Source organism: Flavobacterium sp. ov086 (assembly GCF_900187965.1).
In the GTDB taxonomy this organism is placed as follows: domain Bacteria; phylum Bacteroidota; class Bacteroidia; order Flavobacteriales; family Flavobacteriaceae; genus Flavobacterium.
Genome location: NZ_FZNL01000006.1, coordinates 97,696 through 118,015, shown reverse-complemented (window position 1 = coordinate 118,015; position 20,320 = coordinate 97,696). Strand labels below are relative to the sequence as shown.

Here is a 20,320-nt window from a genome sequence, read left to right as displayed (position 1 = left end):
ATCTAAGAAGTCTAATATCTAAGAAATCTAATATCTAAGAAGTCAAAAAAAATATGAAATATTATATATTCATTATCTGTATAATCACATCAACTTGTTTCGCACAAAAAACAACAGTTTATACTATTGGTGACTCCACGATGGCAAACAAAAAAGATCCTGATCGTAATCCGGAGCATGGATGGGCGCAGGTACTTCAGCCTTTTTTTAAAGATAATATTGTCATCGAAAACAAAGCGGTAAACGGTAGAAGTACCAAAAGTTTCATCAATGAAAAACGCTGGGATTCTGTTTTTAATAAACTCAAAAAAGGAGATTATGTGTTTATAGAATTTGGACACAATGACGAAAAAATAGAAGATTCAACCCGCTATACAAACCCGCATACTTCTTATAGGTACAATCTAATCAAATTTGTAAAGGATACGAGAGAGAAAGGTGCAACTCCCATACTATTAACTTCAATAGCAAGACGTAATTTTAATGAGAAAGGAGTATTGGTTTCCACTCACGGAGATTATCCACTTGAAGCGCGATTGGTAGCTCAGGAATATAAGGTAGCCTTTATAGATCTGGAATACCACACAGAGTTATTGGAGCAATCATACGGACCTGATAAATCTAAACAATTGCATTTGCATTTCAATGCTGGTGAGAATCCTTATTATAATAAGGATAAAAATGACGATACCCACTTATCGCTAAAAGGGGCAACAGAAATAGCTCAAATCGTTGTAAATCAAATTAAAAAGTTAAAAGATCCTTCCTTAGAAAAACTTCAAAAAGGGATTAAATAGATTTTTTTAAACCTCTTCGAACTCTTATAAAGTATACCTTTTACAATTGGTTGATTGTTAATCTTTGGCTGGTGTTTGCAAAGATTGCTACATCAGTTCAGCTTGTTCTTTTTCTGTTCTGTAGAGACAATTAAATTATGGAATAAGTTTTAACTAAAGCCGAAACCTAAAAATAAAAAGCCGGAACCTTAATAATTCAGAATTTAATACTTCAATAAAATTTGTCTTTATCTGTAGGTATAAAAACTTTTAGAGGATAAAACAGTCGATGTTTATTTTCAAATTTGCCTTATAAAATTGTAAGGGAAACAGTTTTTTATTGGGTTATGTTGTTGGGGTTAAAAAATGAGGAAACTTTGTTTTCCTCATTTTTATTTAGCAAGAATCGTATATAACGTCTACTACTGCTCAAATATTTTCACCTTGTATTTTTACTGATAAAATCTGTAGGATTTACTTTTTTTAGTATGTAATACCTATTATTTACTTCTTTGTTTATCAGTTTTTTGCTTCTTTTTTTTAGGAAAAAGATTCCCGCTTTTTACAAATGTCTTAATCTGTAAGTTTTAAAACTTTTACAGGCAAAATCAGAAAACGTTTACAAAGACCTTTGCAACATAGTTGTAGAGGTATTATGTCCCTGCCTCTATGTAAGAGATACAAGAAAATAATTAATAATACATAATGATGAAATCTTATGAAGAATAAATTACTCCCTTTAGTTTTTGTTTTAGGATGTTATTCGGCTTATTCACAGGTTGGTATCGGAACAAATGTCCCAAGATCGGGTGCGCAGTTAGATGTTACTGCTGCCGCTAAAAACAAGGGTATATTAATACCGGATGTTGAATTAACAGGTACTACAGACAATACAACTATCAAAAACAAACTGGGTGAAACGACCCCTGAAAGTTTATTAGTATATAACACTAAAACAATTTCGGACGTTACTCCAGGGTACTACTATTGGTTTGATAATAAGTGGAATCGAATGGTAAATGCTGCTGATCTGGCAGCTGCTACTGCAGGTGCTGGAGGAGGTATGACCGGAATTACTGGTGCAACCGGAGCTCCGGGAACAAGATAATCAGGGAACATTTTTAAAAATGTTTAAACGAAGGTTCAAAGATGACTTTGAATTTCATGAAAGTTCATTTTTAGCTGTTGATGAGAATGAATCTACAGATTTTGAGCGTTGCATTTATGTAGTATATAATAAGACTGAATTTCTAGATTTTTTGAAACTGGATAAAAAAGGCACCAATATTCTGGTGTGTTTATTCAATAAACAATTATACAGCAGTTTGTCTTTTTTAGATGATCTTAAGAATCTGATTTTATTGGATGGTACCAGAAATAAGGCAGAAATCATAAAGGATTTAAAATTGTATTTTAAAGAAAAAACGGATTTAGAAATGCCAACTGTACCAAAAGTAATATCTCAAAATTTAAGTTTTTTAAAGTCGAGATTTAACAATTTTGATAAGGCCTTATTTTTTTTAATGTAGTTTGTGTTTTTTTATATTTTCTATTCTTAAATTAGAATAGAAACTGTTTTTGCAGGGTATATGTTGTTCTATATCCTGCATTTTTTGCTTAAAAACGTCACTTTTTTATTTTTTCGATCTGCATTGTTTCTTTTAATAGAAGTGCTGTGAAAAGGAAAGGAATTAGTAAGTGTATGATTAATAAAGTGTTATGTTTTTGAAGTTTCAATTTGTGACGAATCTTTGCTCAAGTGGCTAAAACAGTGATAAATTTAACATCAAATTTGGTAAATCTATCGCCGAAAATTTTATTTTTGCTGCTTAATTTAATAAGTATAAGCATGAAAGATCTATTAGTAAAAATCAACGCCGAAATCGAAGCATTCAAAGCAGAAGCAGAATCTTTAACTGAGAAAGGTGTTAAAGCTGCTGGACCAAGAGCACGTAAATCAACTTTGGAAATTGAAAAACTTTTAAAAGAGTTCAGAAAAGTTTCTATCGAAGAATCAAAAAAATAATATTTGTATTCAAAGATAAAAACCTCGTTTAAGAAATTAAACGAGGTTTTTTTATGCCTTGTCCGGAAGGGAATCACTTTGTTACATAATGAAAATAATAATAACCCGTTGGGTGTAATTACTGATCAACGTTAAATGTTGTGTAGAAACATAAAAATGTACCAGCTAATTATTTTTTACCGCAGAGAATGCAAAGATTTTTATCTAAGAATGCCATAGAAAGCGTCCTGACGCCTTGGGATTCCTTTTATAAAAGCTGAAAGTAAAAAAACTTTACGTTCACTCTGGTAAAATTAAATCGGTTTTGAATAGATTATTAATTTATAGGGATTGGCTTATTAAAAATAAGGAATAAGAAAAAAATCTTATAAATAAAGATGTATATGTGAATTTTGTTTATTTGTTTTTGTGAAATATCTATAAATTAGCTTATAATTGTGCTTTCTACACAAAACCAAAAAACATCACCTTATTTTGAAGTATTTTGTTCTGCATTTTCTACTTTTAATTGGCTTTGTATCCAAAGGTCAGGCACAGGATAATCCCGTAAAGTTTCTTGATATATCTGATGGTTTATCGAACAATTCAGTAACTACAATTTTTCAGGATAGAGACGGTTATTTATGGTTTGGAACTTATGATGGACTAAACCGCTACGATGGTTATAATTTTAAAGTCTATCGCAATAGAATCAACGATAAAAACTCGCTGCTGTTTAATACGATTTATAATATCGAAGGAGATTCGAGAAATAATATCTGGATTGGAGGCTCTAACGGAATCTGTATTTATAATAAAACCAATGCTACATTTCGCCCCGTTGAATATATTGTTTCAAATAAGAAGCCCAAAATCTTACAAGATATTATTCATCAAACCAGTTCGGTTTCTGATAATTTAGTTTTGGTGGCATCACAAAATCTGGGATTAATTAGTTTCGAAAACGGATTATTTGTGGGTAAACATATTCCGCTTAAAGCGAAAGACAATAAATCTATTATCGATAATTATGATGCCATAGCAATTCAGACAGACCTAAAAAATGGGCATTGTTGGATATATGTCAAAAATATTGGTGTTTGTAGTTACAACAATTCTACAAAAAATTTGAAAGTTGTTTTCCCGCTTTCGATAGAAGTTAAAGCAATGAAATCTGCTGTAGATGGTAATCTTTGGCTCGGAACTGACGAAGGTGTTTTTCTTTTTAATACCAAATCAGGTACTCTTTCAGATAATTATCTTCCAAATAAATGCAGCGTTACAGATATTCTTCCGGATAAGAAAAAAGACCTTTGGATTACAACAGACGGTTGCGGAATCTACAGAGTGATTGGCGACAATAAAAAAGCCATTACGTCGAATACGGTAAAAGACAATAATCTGGTCAAAAGTAATTCGGTTTGGAGTTTGTACGAAGACAAATCAGGAAATAAATGGTTTGGTACGCTACGAGGCGGAATTAGTATGTTGAGTAATACGCCCAAATATTTTAAAAGTATAAGATATAATGCCAATAATCCAGCTGAGAATTTTATTTTATCCTTCTGTGAAGACGAAAAAAAGAATCTTTGGGTAGGTACAGATGGGGCGGGATTAAAATATTGGAATAGAAAAAACAATTCATATGTCAATTACAGTAATAAGCTTTCCAGTCCCTTTATTACCAGTATCATTCGGGACAATAATAACGAAATTTGGCTCTCGAGCTGGGCAGGTGGTGTCAATAAAATAAATCCAAAGAATAATACCGTTACACATTATTCCTGTTATAATCCGTTTACTAAACAAACAGAAAAAAACATTTGGTTCGTTTATAAAGATTCTAAAGCTAATATTTGGGCGAGTGCCACAAACGAAGGTTCATTGTATTTATTCAACAGAGCTCAGAATAACTTTGACCTCTTTGATAAATCCATCAGTAATTTGCAATGTCTTATCGAAACAAGTGATGGCAAACTTTGGGGCGGAAATTATACGTCGTTATTTTCGATAGAAAAAGCATCACGAAAAATCAGTAAAGTAACTATTGGGAATCCAGTAAGGTGTATTCATGAAGACAAAGACAAGAATCTCTGGTTGGGAACTCAGGAAGGTGGATTGTTATTGTTTGACCGAAAAACAAACACCTTCAAAAGACTTACTACAGATGATGGTTTGCCATCGAATACTATTTTGAGATTGCTCGAAGATAAAGAAGGAAATCTCTGGATGAGTACTTATAACGGCATTTGCAGATTTGATAAAAAAAGAAAAACTTTTAGAAATTTTTCTGTAAACGATGGGCTTCAGAGCAATCAGTTTAGTTTTAATGCAGGAATTAAATTATCGTCAGGAGAATTTTTGTTTGGAGGAATCAATGGTTTTAATATCTTTTTTCCTGAGGCAATTAAAGGATACAATCAAGAAAATAATTTATTATTGACTGATTTTTATGTAAACAATCAGTCAATTGAAGACAATAAAGCAGATCTGGTTTCAGAATGGGATTCTGGAAAAATCAAAGAAGTGAGTTTGCCATATGATCAAACTACCTTATCACTTGAGTTTGTTGCCTTGGATTATAATAATGCCGACAAAATAAATTATGCTTATTTTCTTGAAGGCTGGGACGAACAATGGAATTTTGTGGGTCAGGCCCGAAAAGCAAATTATTCGAGATTACCAGAAGGGAAATATACTTTTAAGGTAAAAACAACCAATTTTAAAGGCGGCTGGAATAAAGAAGAAAGCCTGATTACGATAGAGGTATTACCGCCTTGGTATAGAACCTGGTGGGCATATGCATTATATTTATTGGCAGGTATTGCGAGTATTTTTGCTTATTTGGAATATCATAAAAACAAGGAAAAACTAAAGTATAAGGTTAAAATTGCTGAACTGGAAAGCAAGAAAGAAAAGGAAATTGCCGAAAAACAATCGTCGATGTTTACTTATATCTCGCATGAGTTTCGCACGCCACTATCGCTAATTATTAATCCGTTGAAAAAAGCGGTTCAGAAAGAAAGTGTTCAAAACGGATCATCAGGAAGTGATTTGGCAATTGCACATAGAAATGCTAGACGACTATTGAGTCTGGTAGACCAGTTATTACTTTTTAGAAAAGCCGAAAACGATGCCGATTCACTTAGATTATCTACAATCAATGTAAATAATTTATGTAACGAAGTGTATCAGTGTTTTGTAAATCAGGCAAAAGAGAAGAATATCAATTACAATTTTAATATTCCTGATCATGAAATTGAGATTATAGGCGATTATGAAAAAATCGAAATCTCGTTGTTTAATTTAATGTCAAATGCTTTTAAGTACACACCAATTGGCGGAACAATTAATCTTAATCTTGATGAGAATGATCGTGAAGTAATTCTTGAAATCGCTGATAATGGCGACGGAATTGAAAAGAAAGACATTGACGTTATTTTTGAAAAATTCAAACAAATCAATTCTAAAGTTTCAGTAGGAACCGGTTTTGGAATAGGGCTTTATATCGTAAAATATTTTGTAGACAAACATAAAGGTACCGTAAGCTGTACAAGCGAAGTAGGGAAGGGAAGTGTGTTTACACTCATATTTCTAAAAGGTAACAGTCATTTTGAAGATGTAGAAATTACTAATGAAATTCCGCAAAGAAGTCAATTATTTAATGAATTGATTGTTGATGAAATCGAAGATAATAATCCATTTTCTAACGCTTCGGTTTCAGAAAATGATTTCCAAAAAATAATGCTGACGGACAAACGCACCGTTTTAATAATTGATGATAATGCCGAAATCAGAGCCTATCTGATCAAATTGTTCTCGGAGAATTACATTGTTTACAGTGCCGAAAATGGAGAAGAAGGTCTAAAACTTACCAAAAAACACATGCCAGATCTGGTAATAAGCGACATTACTATGGAGCAAATGGACGGTCTTGAATTGTGCCGAAAAATAAAAGAAGATGCTGCTTTATCTCATATTCCGGTAATTTTATTAACCGCATCAAAAAATCCTGAAACACATCTACAAGGAATTAGTGATGGAGCTGATGATTATATCACAAAACCATTTGATGATGATATACTCGTGGCGCGTGTAGAATCTTTATTAAGAAACCGTAGCAATCTTAGAACCTATTTCTTAGACAGTATTACGCTTAAAGAAAACACACAAAAAGTTCCTGTAGAATATCAGGAAATCCTAAAGAAATGTATTGATATTGTAGAAGCCAACATTCACAAAAGGGATTTCACTATTAAAAACTTCGCTCTCGAAATGGGAATGAGCCATAGAACGTTGTACACAAAAATCAAAATCATTTCCGGACAAACGCTTAATGCTTTTATCCGATCAGTCCGGATTCGAAGAGCAGCCATGTTAATGCTCACCGAAGATATTAATATAACTCAGGCAAGTGCCGAAGTTGGTTTTGAAGATCCTAAATATTTCAGACAGCAATTTGTGAAACTGTTTGGAATGACACCTTCAGAATACATTAAAAAATACAAAAGTTCGTTCAATGCAGATTTGAATGTTATTAAGTAAAAGGTTTTTATTTTCATTTTTTTTTCGAGAAGTTCCGAAGGAACAAAATATATTGCAGAGATGTCCCGAGGCTTCGGGATCAATCCATCATTCGCAATTTGAACCACAATCTTGTCATCTCGACAGAGGAGAAATCCTCGCAAGCAGCTCTACAAAGATTGGCGATTTTTTGAACCACAATCTTGTCATTTCTAGGGAGGAGAAATCTTCGCAAGTAGCTCTACAAATACGGTGTTACTTTGTGGAATTTTTAGTAAGATTGCTTCGTTTCTCGCAAAGACAAATGCTGGGTTCACTTTGTGGATTTTGTAATGCGATTTCTCCTTCCTCGCAATGAAAAACAACTGTATTCAAAAAGACGCAAACGTTTTAGCTGTAAAACCATATCAAAATCAGATAATTATGTATTATTTAAAAAAATGTAGTTATTTTTTCACACTTAGTAATTTTTAACCCAAAATAATAGTTAATTGCAATTTTGACCTCCTTTTTTTTCCATTTTACCCCTCCTTAAAAGTTTAAACTCGACATTACTTTGCACTTGTAGTAATATTTAAGTTGTATTACTGTGTATGTTATAAGTGTTTATTTTACGATAAGTTTTTTTTTATTGTTTTAAAGAATTGAGCCTTCTTTAAAATAAGATAGTAAGAGTTGGTTTTACGTATTACTTATCATTCCCGCGGCCAAAAAAAAGCTGCGGGTTTAAATAAATTTTAGAAGAATATTTCAATGAAAGGAATAATTAGAAAATGAGATAATTAGTCAATTAGATAATTATTGTTGATGATCAATTTTTCGTTATCGAATTATAAAAAAAAGAAAATTAGAAAATGAGATAATTAGTCAATTAGATAATTATTGCTGATGATCAATTTCTCATTATCGAATTATAAAAGAATAGAAAATGGGAAAATTATTAATCTGGCCAATTATCTAATTATCTCATTTTCTAATTATCAAATTAAACAACTAACTAACCTAACCTTAAAATTAAAGAAATGAAAAAAAATGTATTTTTATTTTTTCTCGCCCTTTTTGCTGTCCTTTTTACAGGATGTCAAAATAACGAATCAGATTTTCCAAGTTCTGATAATCCTACGGTGGTAGTGTCTACAAAAGAAATTTATGGCGCACCAAGTAGAAAATTTGAAATTAAAGCCGCTTTGGCAGATGATTTAGGATTAAAGAGCGTACAAATTCAGATTCCGGAATTGTCACTTGATAAAGTGATCACCTTTGCGACAGACCCTTTACTTAAATCGTATGATTTGAGTTACTTCTTTGAAATTCCTGCTAACAGAGGAACTTCTGAAGCTTTCAAAATAAAACTAACCATAACAGATGTTTCCGGTAACGCCATTAACGAAGATATTAATTTACGTTTAGACGGAGAATTTGCTGCGCCGGCAATCACAATGGTAACGCCAAAAGAAGGAGCGGTTGTTTTATTGTCTACAAGCAAAGAAATGCCCGTAAACTTTGTCGTTAACGACGACTCAGGAATTGATTATATTGAGATTAAATGTGCTGAATTAGGAATCGACGAAATGGTTCAGTTACAAGGAGCGCCACAGTCTTATACTTTCAATAAGACATATACTTTGCCAGTGACGGCAGCCAATTATGTATTGACTATTACGGCAAAAGATAAATTTGCTATTCCAAACACAGGAACATTAAATATAAATATAGTAGCGACAAATGAGTATCCGGCAATCTACTTATGTGATCAGCCAAAAGGTACAAATTTAACAACTGATGCAGTTGGAGTTCCAATGTATTTTCATGAGAAAAACGGACAGGATTTCGAATTCAAATATTATGCTGACAAAGACAATAAAGAAATTTATTTCTTAGGTCAGGAATCAGACTTTGCCCCACATTGTTTTGGATTGAATGCTGCCGGAGAACTAGTTGATGATGTTGTTTCAACCCCAGTTATCTTGCCAACAAAAGGATATTACATCATAAAAGTAAATCCGAATACATTAAAATATACTGCAACAAAATATACGCCATCAAGTAAGGTTTGGGCAGATGTTGCCAACGGACTTTGGCACGATGTCGAAGCACAAAGAAGACCTTTTGTGAGCGTTTGCGGTAGCGGAATTCAAGGTACGGATTGGGATACATGGACAGCGTGGGTTCAAACAGGATTACACTTGGCAAATAACCCAAATAACCCTTACCAATTATTAGGTGAATATACTTTGACAGGACCAATAGAAGCGACTTTTACAGGTCAGTGGTGGAGTCCGTCTTGGAGATTAATCAAAAACGGTATTTGTACCATGTCACCGGGAGAAAACGGAAATGCTAAATATCCTGCTGCTCCGGGAGTGTATAAAGTAGTTCTGGATACCGAATTGGAAAGAGTATTTATTACCAAAAAATAAGTTGTTATAATCCAGTTATAGCATTTAATTAATAAAAGATAGTAAGATGAAATATAAATATATAGGATTTTTTATTGCCCTGATGTGTACCGCTGTATCGTTTGGACAAATAAAAGTAAAAGGTACGGTTAAGGACAAAGGCAATGTGCCAATTCCCGGAGTTAACATACTTGTTAAAGGTACATCGACTACAGCCGCCACGGATTTTGATGGAAATTATGTAATTTCTGTTCCGAATAAAAATGCCCAAATCGAATTTTCATTTGTTGGATTTACCAATCAAATCGTTCCTGTTGGCGACAAAACAGAGATCAATGTTATCATGCAGGAATCAAGTCAGGCATTAGATGAAATCGTGGTTGTAGGATATGCCGCTGTTAAAAAGAGCGATGTAACGAGTTCAATTTCTTCCATAAAAGGAAAAGAACTTCAAACAATGACTGTTGGTAACGTAGCTGAATCTTTGCAGGGAAAAGTTTCTGGAGTTCAGGTTACAGGACAAGGTGGTCCCGGAGCACAGCCTAGAGTTTTAATCCGTGGTATTTCTACGGTAAATTTAAATACTGATCCGCTTTATGTAGTTGACGGAATCCCAATGGGAACCAGTATCAATTTTTTGAGCAATAACGAAATTGAGTCTATGGAAGTCCTGAAAGATGCTTCTGCAAGTGCTATTTATGGTTCTCGTGCTTCTAATGGAGTTATTTTGATTACCACTAAAAAAGGTAAAGCCGGAAAAACAAGATTCAACTTTGACTTAACTTCAGGAATGCAAATGATGGATAATCCTTATCATATGGCTGATGCCGAAGGTTATGCAACAATGATGAACAAGGCTTATAACAATTCCGGATATGCTGATTATTTGCCAAATCCTTCTCAATATAAAGGAAAAACGACCAACTGGTGGGATGCAGGAATCAAACGAGCTTCACCTGTAACCAATGCTTCTTTGGGAGTTAGCGGAGGTTCTGATACACATACTTACGCAGTTAGTTTGAATTATTATAATTCTGAATCTATTTATGAAGTAGGAGGGTGGAAAAGAATTACCATGAGAATTGCAAATGATTTTAAATTCTCAGATAAATTCAAAGTTGGAATTACATTGAATCCTCGTTACGAAACTTGGGGGGCACCCAATAACTGGGCTGATTTTGATAGAATTGATCCAATTACGCCAATTTATAAACCAGCAGATCAACTTACAGGATTAGAAAATGAATACAGTATTTATGCGCGTTCTCCATCGTATGTTTGGAATCCGGTTGCAGCTGTAAAACGTTATGATGATTATACAAAACAGTACAATTTAAATACAAATGGATACTTGCAGTATGAACCAATAAAAGGTTTGGTTTTGCGTACACAAGCCTCTATTGAAGTTGGAGATAAAACACAGGATATTTTTAAACCTGATTTTATAATTGACGCTGCGCATGAAAAAGCTGAAATTAATAGTGTTGAAAGAAAAAACACTACAAATGCAGATTGGACTTGGCAAAATACAGCAACATATACAAAAACATTTGCTGAGAAACACAATGCTTCTTTGATGATTGGAAATACAATGGAAGAGTACAACAGCAATGATGTTTGGGGTTATGGAGAGGGTGTGCCTAATAATACTGATGAGATGAGAGAATTAAAAGCAGCAACCAAAAACCGTAAAAGTGATGGTAACAGCTGGTCAAGTTCTTTGATGTCTTATATTTCTCGTTTCTCGTATAATTATGACAGTAAATACTACTTTACAGGAACATTCAGACGTGATGGGTCTTCAAAATTCATGGACAATAATAAATGGGCAAATTTCCCATCGGCTTCTGTTTCCTGGAGAATTTTAAACGAAGGATTTATGTCCTCTACAAAAGATGTATTGAGCGATTTAAGATTCAGAGCAGGTTGGGGAAAAGTAGGGAATCAAAATTTACCTGATGCAGTTTACCAATCAAATATCAAGCAAGGTTTTTATCCTATTGGAAATAATATTGTAGACACAACGTATCCGGATACTATGGCTAATAAAGACATTAAATGGGAAACAGTTGAAGATATAAGTTTTGGACTTGATTTTGGATTATGGAAAAACAAACTTTCGGGTTCCCTGGAATACTATCAAAAGAAAACGGAAGATATGCTCTTTAAGAAACAATTCCCAACTTACAGTGGTTTTCCTGGCTACTCAACAATTTGGACAAACGTAGGTTCTATGCAGTCTAAAGGTATCGATCTGTTAATTTCTTATAAAGATAAGAAAGGAGATTTCACCTATGGAGCAGATGTGACTTTTACAACTGTAAATATTGAAATGTTGTCATTGTCTGCCAATGGAGAAAGATTATATGGAGCAGGAAACAGAACCTTGACTGTCAAAGGTGAAGAACCGGGTTATTTCTACGGATATGTGGCTGATGGATTATTCCAGAATCAAACCGAATTGAATTCGCATACAGACGAACATGGAACAAAATTACAACCTTATGCACAAGTAGGAGATGTTCGTTTTAAAGATGTAAACGGTGATGGAAAAATTGACGACAAAGACAGAACAAAAATTGGTTCTCCTTGGGCAGATTATAACGTGGGATTGAATTTAAATTTCGCCTACAAACAATTTGATTTAGTAGCTAATTTTTACTCCAGTATCGGAAACGATATTGTAAATCAGAATATTTCAGACTTATATAATGGTGCAAGTTTATCAAACAAAGTAGCAAATCTGGATCAAATGGCTTGGCACGGTGAAGGAACTTCTAACTCTGTTCCTCGTTTATCTAAAGATGATAACAACGAAAACTTTACAAAATTCTCTTCTCTGTATGTTGAAGATGGTTCTTATGTGCGCATGAAGAATTTGCAATTAGGATTTTCATTCTACAATAAATTTGGTTTAGATAAATTAAGACTTTCAATATCAGGTCAAAATTTATGGACCTGGACAAAATATACAGGTGTTGATCCCGAAGTTGCCGGAGGAGATCCTGATAAAGATGACAGAGTTAAAGGATCAGGATTTGGCGCATGGAATTATCCAGTTCAGCCAACCATTTTGATGGGGCTTAATGTAGCATTTTAATTAAAAAAGATATGAAAAAAATAATAATAGCAATAATAGCTTTTGCTGCAATTGCAGTTTCTTGTGATGATTTTATCGAAAAAGAACAAAGAGGAACTCAAACCTTAGAGAACTACTTTCAAACGGCACAAGAATGCGAGAATTACGTTAATGAATTAACACGAAGATTGTTGATTCCTAACGATTGGTTTGCTTTATTGGCACCAAGAGTTACCAACGAGATGTCTACAGATGATGCCTGGATGGGGAATACTGGTCAGGACAATAGTGCACACAGACCATGCTCACAATATATTATCACACCAGATAATATGGGAGATATGAACAGTATTTATACCGCTCATTATTACACCATACAATCGGCTAATATTGGTTTAGAAAAAATGGCTGCATCGCCAATTTCAGAGACTCAAAAAAATCAATATATGGGCGAATCCTTATTCGTTCGTGCTTATTGTTACTACGAATTGGTGAATCTTTTTGGAGGAGTTCCGTTATACACAAAATCTCTTGGTACAGCCGATTTAAAATTACAACGCAGTTCTGCTGCTGATGTTTATGCACAAGTTGAAGCAGATCTTAAAGAATCTGCTGCAAAACTAGAAACAATTCCTGTCAACAGAGAAGGAAGAATAAACAAATGGGCAGCGTATGCTTTATTAGCTCGTGTATATTTATTTCAGGAAAAATGGGCAGAAGCAAAACAGTATTCAAACAAAGTAATTACTGAAGGACCTTATTCTCTTGAAGCTGATTTCCTAAACATCTGGAATGTAAACAATCATAACGGAGTAGAATCTATTTTGGAGGCACAATCGTCATCTGTTCAGGATAAAACTTTAGGATCAATGTTGCCAACATTATCAGGAGCAAGAGGAGAAGACAAAAAATATTTCCCAAGTAATGATGCTGCAGATGTTCTTGACGGATGGGGATGGTGTATGCCAACTAGTGATCTGGAAAATGCCTATTTATCTGAAAATGATGTAATCCGTCGCAGAAGCACCATTACAAAATGGGGAGAAGCTGCTTATGGAGATGAAGTTTTAAACCCAACACACAAATTCAGTTTAAACGATAATAAATCAGGACGTATTTGTCGTAAATATTATATTCCCGTAGCAACGCGTCGTGCATTAGATAAAAAAGACGGGCATTTACCATTGAATATTCCGTTGATTCGTTTGGCCGAAATGTATTTGACAAGAGCAGAAGCAAACTATCATGTTGGTGGAGATGCTTTGGCAGATATCAATATCATTAGAGCGAGAGTAAAATTAGATCCAAAAACAGGATTGGCAGGGCCAACACTTTTAAAACAAATCTATAAAGAACGTCGTCTGGAATTGGCTTTTGAAGGATTACGTTTATATGATATTCGTCGTGAAAAAGATCCAACAACAGGAAGACCGGTAATTGAAGGTTTAATGGGACCAAGCGGAACTTTTGTTCAATACAATCTGAATTCTACAGATCCGTATGAAACCACAAACTTAAGAGAATCACAAGATAAAGGAATCAATTTTAGTCCGGCTAAAAACTTATTGTGGCCAATACCACAGTTAGAAATTGATTTAAGTGGAGGTTTAATTACACAAAATCCTGGTTACTAAGATGAAGTTTATCAACAACAAAAAAGTAGGTCTGCTATGTGCAGGCTTGCTTTTCGCAAACTCCATTTTAGTGAGTTGCGATTCCGAAAATAACAATTCAAACGCTGAAAATACTACGGCTGAGTTAAGTATTAACCTCGATGGAAATCTTCAAACAATGGAAAGTTTTGGAGCTTCAGATGCGTGGCAATGTAATTTTATAGGTAAAAATTGGCCTTCGGATAAAAAAAATAAAATAGCCGATTTACTTTTTAGTAAAGAACTGGATGCAGATGGAAATCCAAAAGGAATCGGATTATCATTATGGCGTTTTAACCTTGGAACAGGAAGTTCAGAACAAGGAGATGCAAGTGATATTGGTGACGAATGGAGACGTACAGAATGCTTCACTACAGATGGAGTTAGTTATAATATGAGCAAGCAAGCCGGTCAGGTTTGGTTCATGAAAGCAGCCAGAGAACGTGGCTTAGAAAAATTATTAGCGTTCACAAATAGTGCTCCGGTTTACTTAACTCAAAACGGAAAAGCACACGCAACCATCAAAGAATTTTATAATTTGAAAGATGGAAAAATGCCGGAATTAGCTGATTTCTGGGCAACATCTTTAGACAAATTAAAAACAGAACAGGGTTTAACAATCGATTATGTAAGTCCTTTTAATGAACCACAATATGAATGGGACGGATCTGCGCAAGAAGGTTCACCGGCTACAAATGCAAATATTTACGGTTTTGTAAAAGTTCTGTCTCCGGCATTACAAGCAAAAGGATTAGAGTCTAAAATTGTAGTAGGAGAGGGTGGTTCTTATGAGCCTCTTTATAAAACAATTTCAGGCAAAGAAAGCAGATCCAATCAAGTTGATTATTTCTTCGGAGTAAATTCAGCCAAAAATATTGCAGGATTAAGCAACGTCAAAAAAACAATTTCGGCGCACAGTTACTGGCAAGCCTGGCCATTGTCAGAGTTGGTTTACTCCAGACAATCGGCAGCTACAAGAACCCAATCAGTTGGTGGATTAAGCCTTTGGTCAACAGAATACTGCGTTTTAGAAAGTCCTGGAACATCAGAACTTCCGGGTGGCGGAGGTCCGGGAAGAGATTTAGGAATGCAAACCGCACTATGGACTGCTCGTATTATCAGTACAGATATTGCCGTTGGAGGCGTAACGTCTTGGCAATGGTGGACAGCAATTAGCCGTGGAGATTACAAAGACGGATTAATTCACATAGACGATGGTTCAAGCAATGGAGCCGGAAACGCAGATTATTGCAAAAACGACGGTTATATCAGAGATGCAAAAACACTTTGGGCTTTAGGAAACTTTTCTTTCTTCGTAAAACCGGGGATGGTCAGAGTTCAAATTCCGAGTGTTGATAATACCACTTCCGTGAATGATGTAATGGTAACCGCATACAAAGATCAAGCAACAAAAAAACTAGTAGTTGTGGCAGTTAATATCAGCAAATCGGCGAAAGTCTACAAACTGAATCTTGCCGGAGGAACTTTAACAGATAATAAAATGACCCCTTATACAACTTCAGAAACATTGAGTTTGAAAAAAGGAACCGCTGTTGATGCAACGAATTTTACAATTCCTGCGAAGTCAGTTGTGACTTATGTGGGAACATATAAATAGAGGTTCTAAGGGACTAAGTTGCTAAGAGACTGAGGTTTTTCAAAGTTTGTCATTTCGAGGAACGAGAAACGCAGTAAACCCGACAGGTTTTTAAGACCTGTCGGGTTTATATAAAGACTTAAAGAATATAAATAAATGAGAAAAGTATATATCTCGCTTTTATTGGTCATGAGTTCGCTGTCATTTGCACAGCGAACCGTAACCATTAGCACGGATAATGTAGTTCAGACAATGGATGGTTTTGGAGGTTCTGATGCCTGGAGATGTCAGTTTGTTGGGAAAAATTGGCCTGACCAAAAAAAGAATGCCATTGCCGATTTACTTTTTAGTAAAGAAATTGATGCACAGGGAAATCCAAAAGGAATCGGACTTTCGATCTGGAGATTTAATCTTGGTGCCGGAAGTACAGAGCAAGGTGAAAACAGTAGAGTTTCGGACGAGTGGAGAAGAAGTGAATCTTTTTTGCAAGCTAACGGGACTTACGATTTCTCTAAACAAGAAGGGCAAAGATGGTTCCTGCAGGCAGCCAAAAAACGCGGAGTCGAGAAATTCCTGATTTTCACTAATAGTCCGCCGGTTTATATGACAAACAACGGATTATCTTTTGCAACTCAAAAGAATAAACTGAATCTAAAAGATGGAGCAATTCCAAAATTTGCCGATTTCTTAGTTCAAAGTATTCAAGGATTGGAAAAGAAAGAAGGAATTAAATTCGATTATGTGAGTCCAATAAACGAACCACAATGGGAATGGATGCCTAATAACGGAGACAAAAACAGTCAGGAAGGAACACCCGCAACCAATCAGGAAATTTATGATTTAACCAAATCACTTTCGGAAAAACTGAAAGCAAATAAAATGAGTACCGAAATTGTAATTGCAGAAGCCGGACAAATTAATTACTTGTACGAAAATGTAAATGCAGAAAACAGAGACAATCAAATTGATTATTTCTTTGGGAAAACAAAAACAAATATTTCGAAATTTTCCAATGTAAAAAATGTGATTTTAGGACACAGTTATTTTACAACATGGCCAGTGGAGAAACAGGTTTTAAGTCGAAAATTAATCGCGGCAAACATCAAGCAAAATCAGGGATTGAAATACTGGCAATCAGAATATTGTATTCTGGAAAATCCGGGAGAAGCAGAGATTCCTGGCGGTTCGGGCGGAAGCAGAGATTTAGGAATGCAAACCGCTTTATACGTTGCACGTTTAATTCACAATGATATTGCAGTTGCAAATGCCGCTTCATGGCAATGGTGGACATCTTTAACCAGAGTGGATTATAAAGACGGTTTGATTTATCTCGACGACGGAAAAAGCAACGGAGGAACAACACCGGATTATGTGAGAAACGACGGAGAATTTCACGATTCAAAACTACTTTGGGCTTTAGGAAATTATTCCCTATTCGTACGTCCCGGAATGCTTAGAATCGATGTTCCAAATCAAAACGAACTTGATGCTGCAAATGATGTAATGCTAACGGCATACAAAGATGTACAAAACAAAAAATTGATTGTAGTTGCTGTAAATTGCGGAAAATCTCCTCAGAAATACAAATTCAATTTATCAAAAGGAACCGTAAAAGACAACGAAGTAACACCATATGTAACTTCTGAAAACACAAACTTAAAAAGAACAGATCTTCAAAAAATCGACAACCTCGAAATCCCCGCAAAATCAATTGTAACGTTTGTGGGAGAATTAGAATACTAGAAAGTTTCAAGTTTCAGGTTGTACGTTGTACCTCTTTGTATAAACTATAGTTTATACGCAAGGTTTAAGAACTTGGAACATGAAATCTGAAACAAAAAAAACAAATTAACAAAAAAAATATGTTTACAAAAAGGATATTATTACCCGTATTACTCTTCTCGTGTTTGTCTGCATTCAGTCAGATATCGTTTGGAGATTCCAAAAAAATCAATGACAACTGGAAGTTTAACTTACAAGACACTCCTGAAGCTCAAAAAACAACTTACGACGATAGCAAATGGCAGTCTGTAAATGTACCGCATGACTGGAGCGTAAAAGGACAATTAAGCCCAACATTGGCAAGCTGCACTGGTTTCTTGCCGGGAGGAATTGGCTGGTATAGAAAATCAATTAATATTCCGCAAGCCAAAACAGGCGAAAAAGTCTATCTCTATTTTGAAGGAGTTTACAACAGAAGCGAAGTTTTCCTTAACGGACATTCCTTAGGAAAACGTCCAAACGGATATATTTCATTTGCTTATGATGCAACACCATACGTAAAATACGGAGCAGAGAACATCATTTCAGTTCGTGTAGATCACAGTCGAAGTGCTGATTCAAGATGGTACACCGGTTCAGGAATTTATAGAAATGTCTGGTTAGTTTATGCAAATCCCGTTCATATTGCACAATGGGGAGTTTATGCTTATCCGGAAGTAAAAAACGGAACAGGAACTCTAAATGTTGAGGTTGATGTAGAAAATGGATCTTCAGCAAAATCAAGCGTTACCGTAATTAATGAATTGATTGCAAAAGATGGAAAATCAGTTGCAAAATCATCTTCTAAAGTTGAAGTTGCAGCAAACAAAACCGGAAAAATTTCGACTAAAATAAATGTAAAAAATCCTCAATTATGGGATTTAGAGAATCCAAATTTGTATCAGCTTAAAACAACGGTTTTAAAAGACGGAAAACAAATTGATGAAACCGTTACAAAAACAGGTTTCAGAACTTTTACATTTGATCCAAACAACGGTTTTGCATTAAACGGAAAATGGATGAAAATGAAAGGAGTTTGTTTACACCACGACGCTGGAGTTTTAGGTTCAGCAGTGCCAAGAGAAGTTTGGGAAACGAGACTTAAAACATTAAAAGAAATTGGAGTAAATGCCATTCGTACCAGTCATAATCCGCAAGCGCCTGTTTTTTATGAGCTTTGCGATGAGTTAGGATTATTGGTTTTAAACGAAGCTTATGACGAATGGGAATTTCCAAAACGTAAATGGTTAGAAGGCTGGAACTACGGAACACCGGGATTTGAAGGTTCATTTGATATTTTTGCCGATTATGGAGAGAAAGATCTTGAAGACTTCGTGCGTCGCGACAGGAATCATCTTTCGGTATTTGCGTGGAGTATTGGTAACGAAGTAGATTATCCAAACGATCCGTATTCGCACCCAGTTTTAGACAAAGGAAAAGAAGGTTTTGGACAAGCGGCTTATGGCGGCTACAAAAAAGATGCACCAGATGCAATGCGTCTTGGAGTTATCGCAAAACGTTTGGTTGCTGCAGTTAAAAAATACGATAAATCACGTCCAACAACTGCTGGATTAGCAGGTGTTGCAATGTCTAACGAAACCGAATACCCGGGAGCATTAGACATTACAGGATACAATTACACCGAAAGTAAATACCAGTCAGATCACGAAAAATATCCAAACAGAGTCATTTTCGGAAGTGAAAATATTCATGATATGGAACCTTGGTTAGCAGTAAAAAACAACAAACACATCTTCGGACAATTCCTTTGGACAGGAATTGATTATTTGGGAGAATCAGGAAGATGGCCTTCAAGAGGATTTTATTCCGGATTGGTTGATTTTGCCGGAGTTATCAAACCAAGAGGATATTTCCGTCAGTCATTATGGTCAGATAAACCAATGGCTTATGTTGGAACTTATCCGTTGAAAAACGATAAAGATATTTCTAAAGATGCCTGGGCAATCTGGAATTACACTCAAGGTGAAATGATTCGCGTAGTGTGTTATACCAATGCTGCAAAAGCACGTTTAGAATTAAACGGAAAAGTTGTAGGTGAAGCAAAACCTTACGACGAAAAAACAGGAATTATTTATTGGGATATTCCGTTTGCATCAGGAAAATTAGAAGCAATCGGTTTAGATAAAAACGACAAAGAAGTTAGTAGATATGCTATTACATCGACACAACAACCAGTTGAATTAACGATTGCCGATAAAAACATCACAATCTCAAAAGACAAAGGCGTTGCAAAAATAATGGTTCAGGTTAAAGATCAAAACGGTTTACCGGTAATGCTTTCAGACAATGAAGTTACGTGTACGATTTCAGGACCTGGAATTTTATTAGGACTTGAAGCCGGAAACAACAGCGACATGACAGATTATACAGATAATGTTCAAAGAGTATTTCACGGACATATTGCCGCTTATATTCAATCAACTGGAGAAGCACAACCTATAAAAGTGACGTTTACAAGTCAGTGGTTAAAACCGGTTGAAGTTATAGTTAATGTAAAATAAGTTGG

At 35.0% G+C, this 20,320-nt stretch carries 11 protein-coding genes; all 11 read left to right on the top strand.

Going from position 1 to position 20,320, the window contains the following annotated elements; all coding sequences use genetic code 11:
* Positions 1–53: 53 nt before the first annotated feature.
* Complete coding sequence (locus CHB81_RS08960) at positions 54–797, top strand: rhamnogalacturonan acetylesterase (RefSeq protein ID WP_089351558.1); 744 nt, start codon at positions 54–56, stop codon at positions 795–797.
* Between the two features lie 697 nt (positions 798–1,494).
* Positions 1,495–1,884, top strand: coding sequence for a hypothetical protein (locus tag CHB81_RS08955; RefSeq protein ID WP_089351557.1), 390 nt, complete (start codon positions 1,495–1,497; stop codon positions 1,882–1,884).
* A gap of 19 nt (positions 1,885–1,903) precedes the next feature.
* On the top strand, positions 1,904–2,305 hold the full coding sequence (locus tag CHB81_RS08950) for a hypothetical protein (RefSeq protein WP_089351556.1): 402 nt from the start codon (positions 1,904–1,906) through the stop codon (positions 2,303–2,305).
* A gap of 320 nt (positions 2,306–2,625) precedes the next feature.
* On the top strand, positions 2,626–2,802 hold the full coding sequence (locus tag CHB81_RS08945; RefSeq protein ID WP_089351555.1) for a histone H1: 177 nt from the start codon (positions 2,626–2,628) through the stop codon (positions 2,800–2,802).
* Positions 2,803–3,276: 474 nt separating this feature from the next.
* Positions 3,277–7,326 carry a two-component regulator propeller domain-containing protein gene (locus CHB81_RS08940; RefSeq protein ID WP_089351665.1) on the top strand — a complete coding sequence of 1,350 codons (4,050 nt, stop codon included), beginning with the start codon at positions 3,277–3,279 and terminating at the stop codon, positions 7,324–7,326.
* A 1,001-nt stretch (positions 7,327–8,327) separates the two neighbouring features.
* Positions 8,328–9,725: a hypothetical protein gene (locus tag CHB81_RS08935; RefSeq protein ID WP_089351554.1), complete on the top strand. Its 1,398-nt coding sequence runs from the start codon at positions 8,328–8,330 to the stop codon at positions 9,723–9,725.
* Between the two features lie 46 nt (positions 9,726–9,771).
* Positions 9,772–12,804: a TonB-dependent receptor gene (locus CHB81_RS08930; protein WP_089351553.1), complete on the top strand. Its 3,033-nt coding sequence runs from the start codon at positions 9,772–9,774 to the stop codon at positions 12,802–12,804.
* 11 nt (positions 12,805–12,815) lie between these two features.
* Positions 12,816–14,417 (top strand): RagB/SusD family nutrient uptake outer membrane protein, encoded by a 1,602-nt coding sequence (locus CHB81_RS08925; protein WP_089351552.1) that lies wholly within the window; start codon positions 12,816–12,818, stop codon positions 14,415–14,417.
* 1 nt (position 14,418) lies between these two features.
* On the top strand, positions 14,419–16,053 hold the full coding sequence (locus CHB81_RS08920) for a glycoside hydrolase (RefSeq protein ID WP_089351551.1): 1,635 nt from the start codon (positions 14,419–14,421) through the stop codon (positions 16,051–16,053).
* A gap of 135 nt (positions 16,054–16,188) precedes the next feature.
* The gene (locus tag CHB81_RS08915; RefSeq protein WP_089351550.1) at positions 16,189–17,775 is read left to right on the top strand and encodes a glycoside hydrolase; all 1,587 of its coding nucleotides are present in this window, start codon (positions 16,189–16,191) and stop codon (positions 17,773–17,775) included.
* A 119-nt stretch (positions 17,776–17,894) separates the two neighbouring features.
* Positions 17,895–20,315, top strand: a complete 2,421-nt coding sequence (locus tag CHB81_RS08910; protein WP_089351549.1) for a sugar-binding domain-containing protein — start codon at positions 17,895–17,897, stop codon at positions 20,313–20,315.
* Positions 20,316–20,320 lie beyond the last annotated feature (5 nt).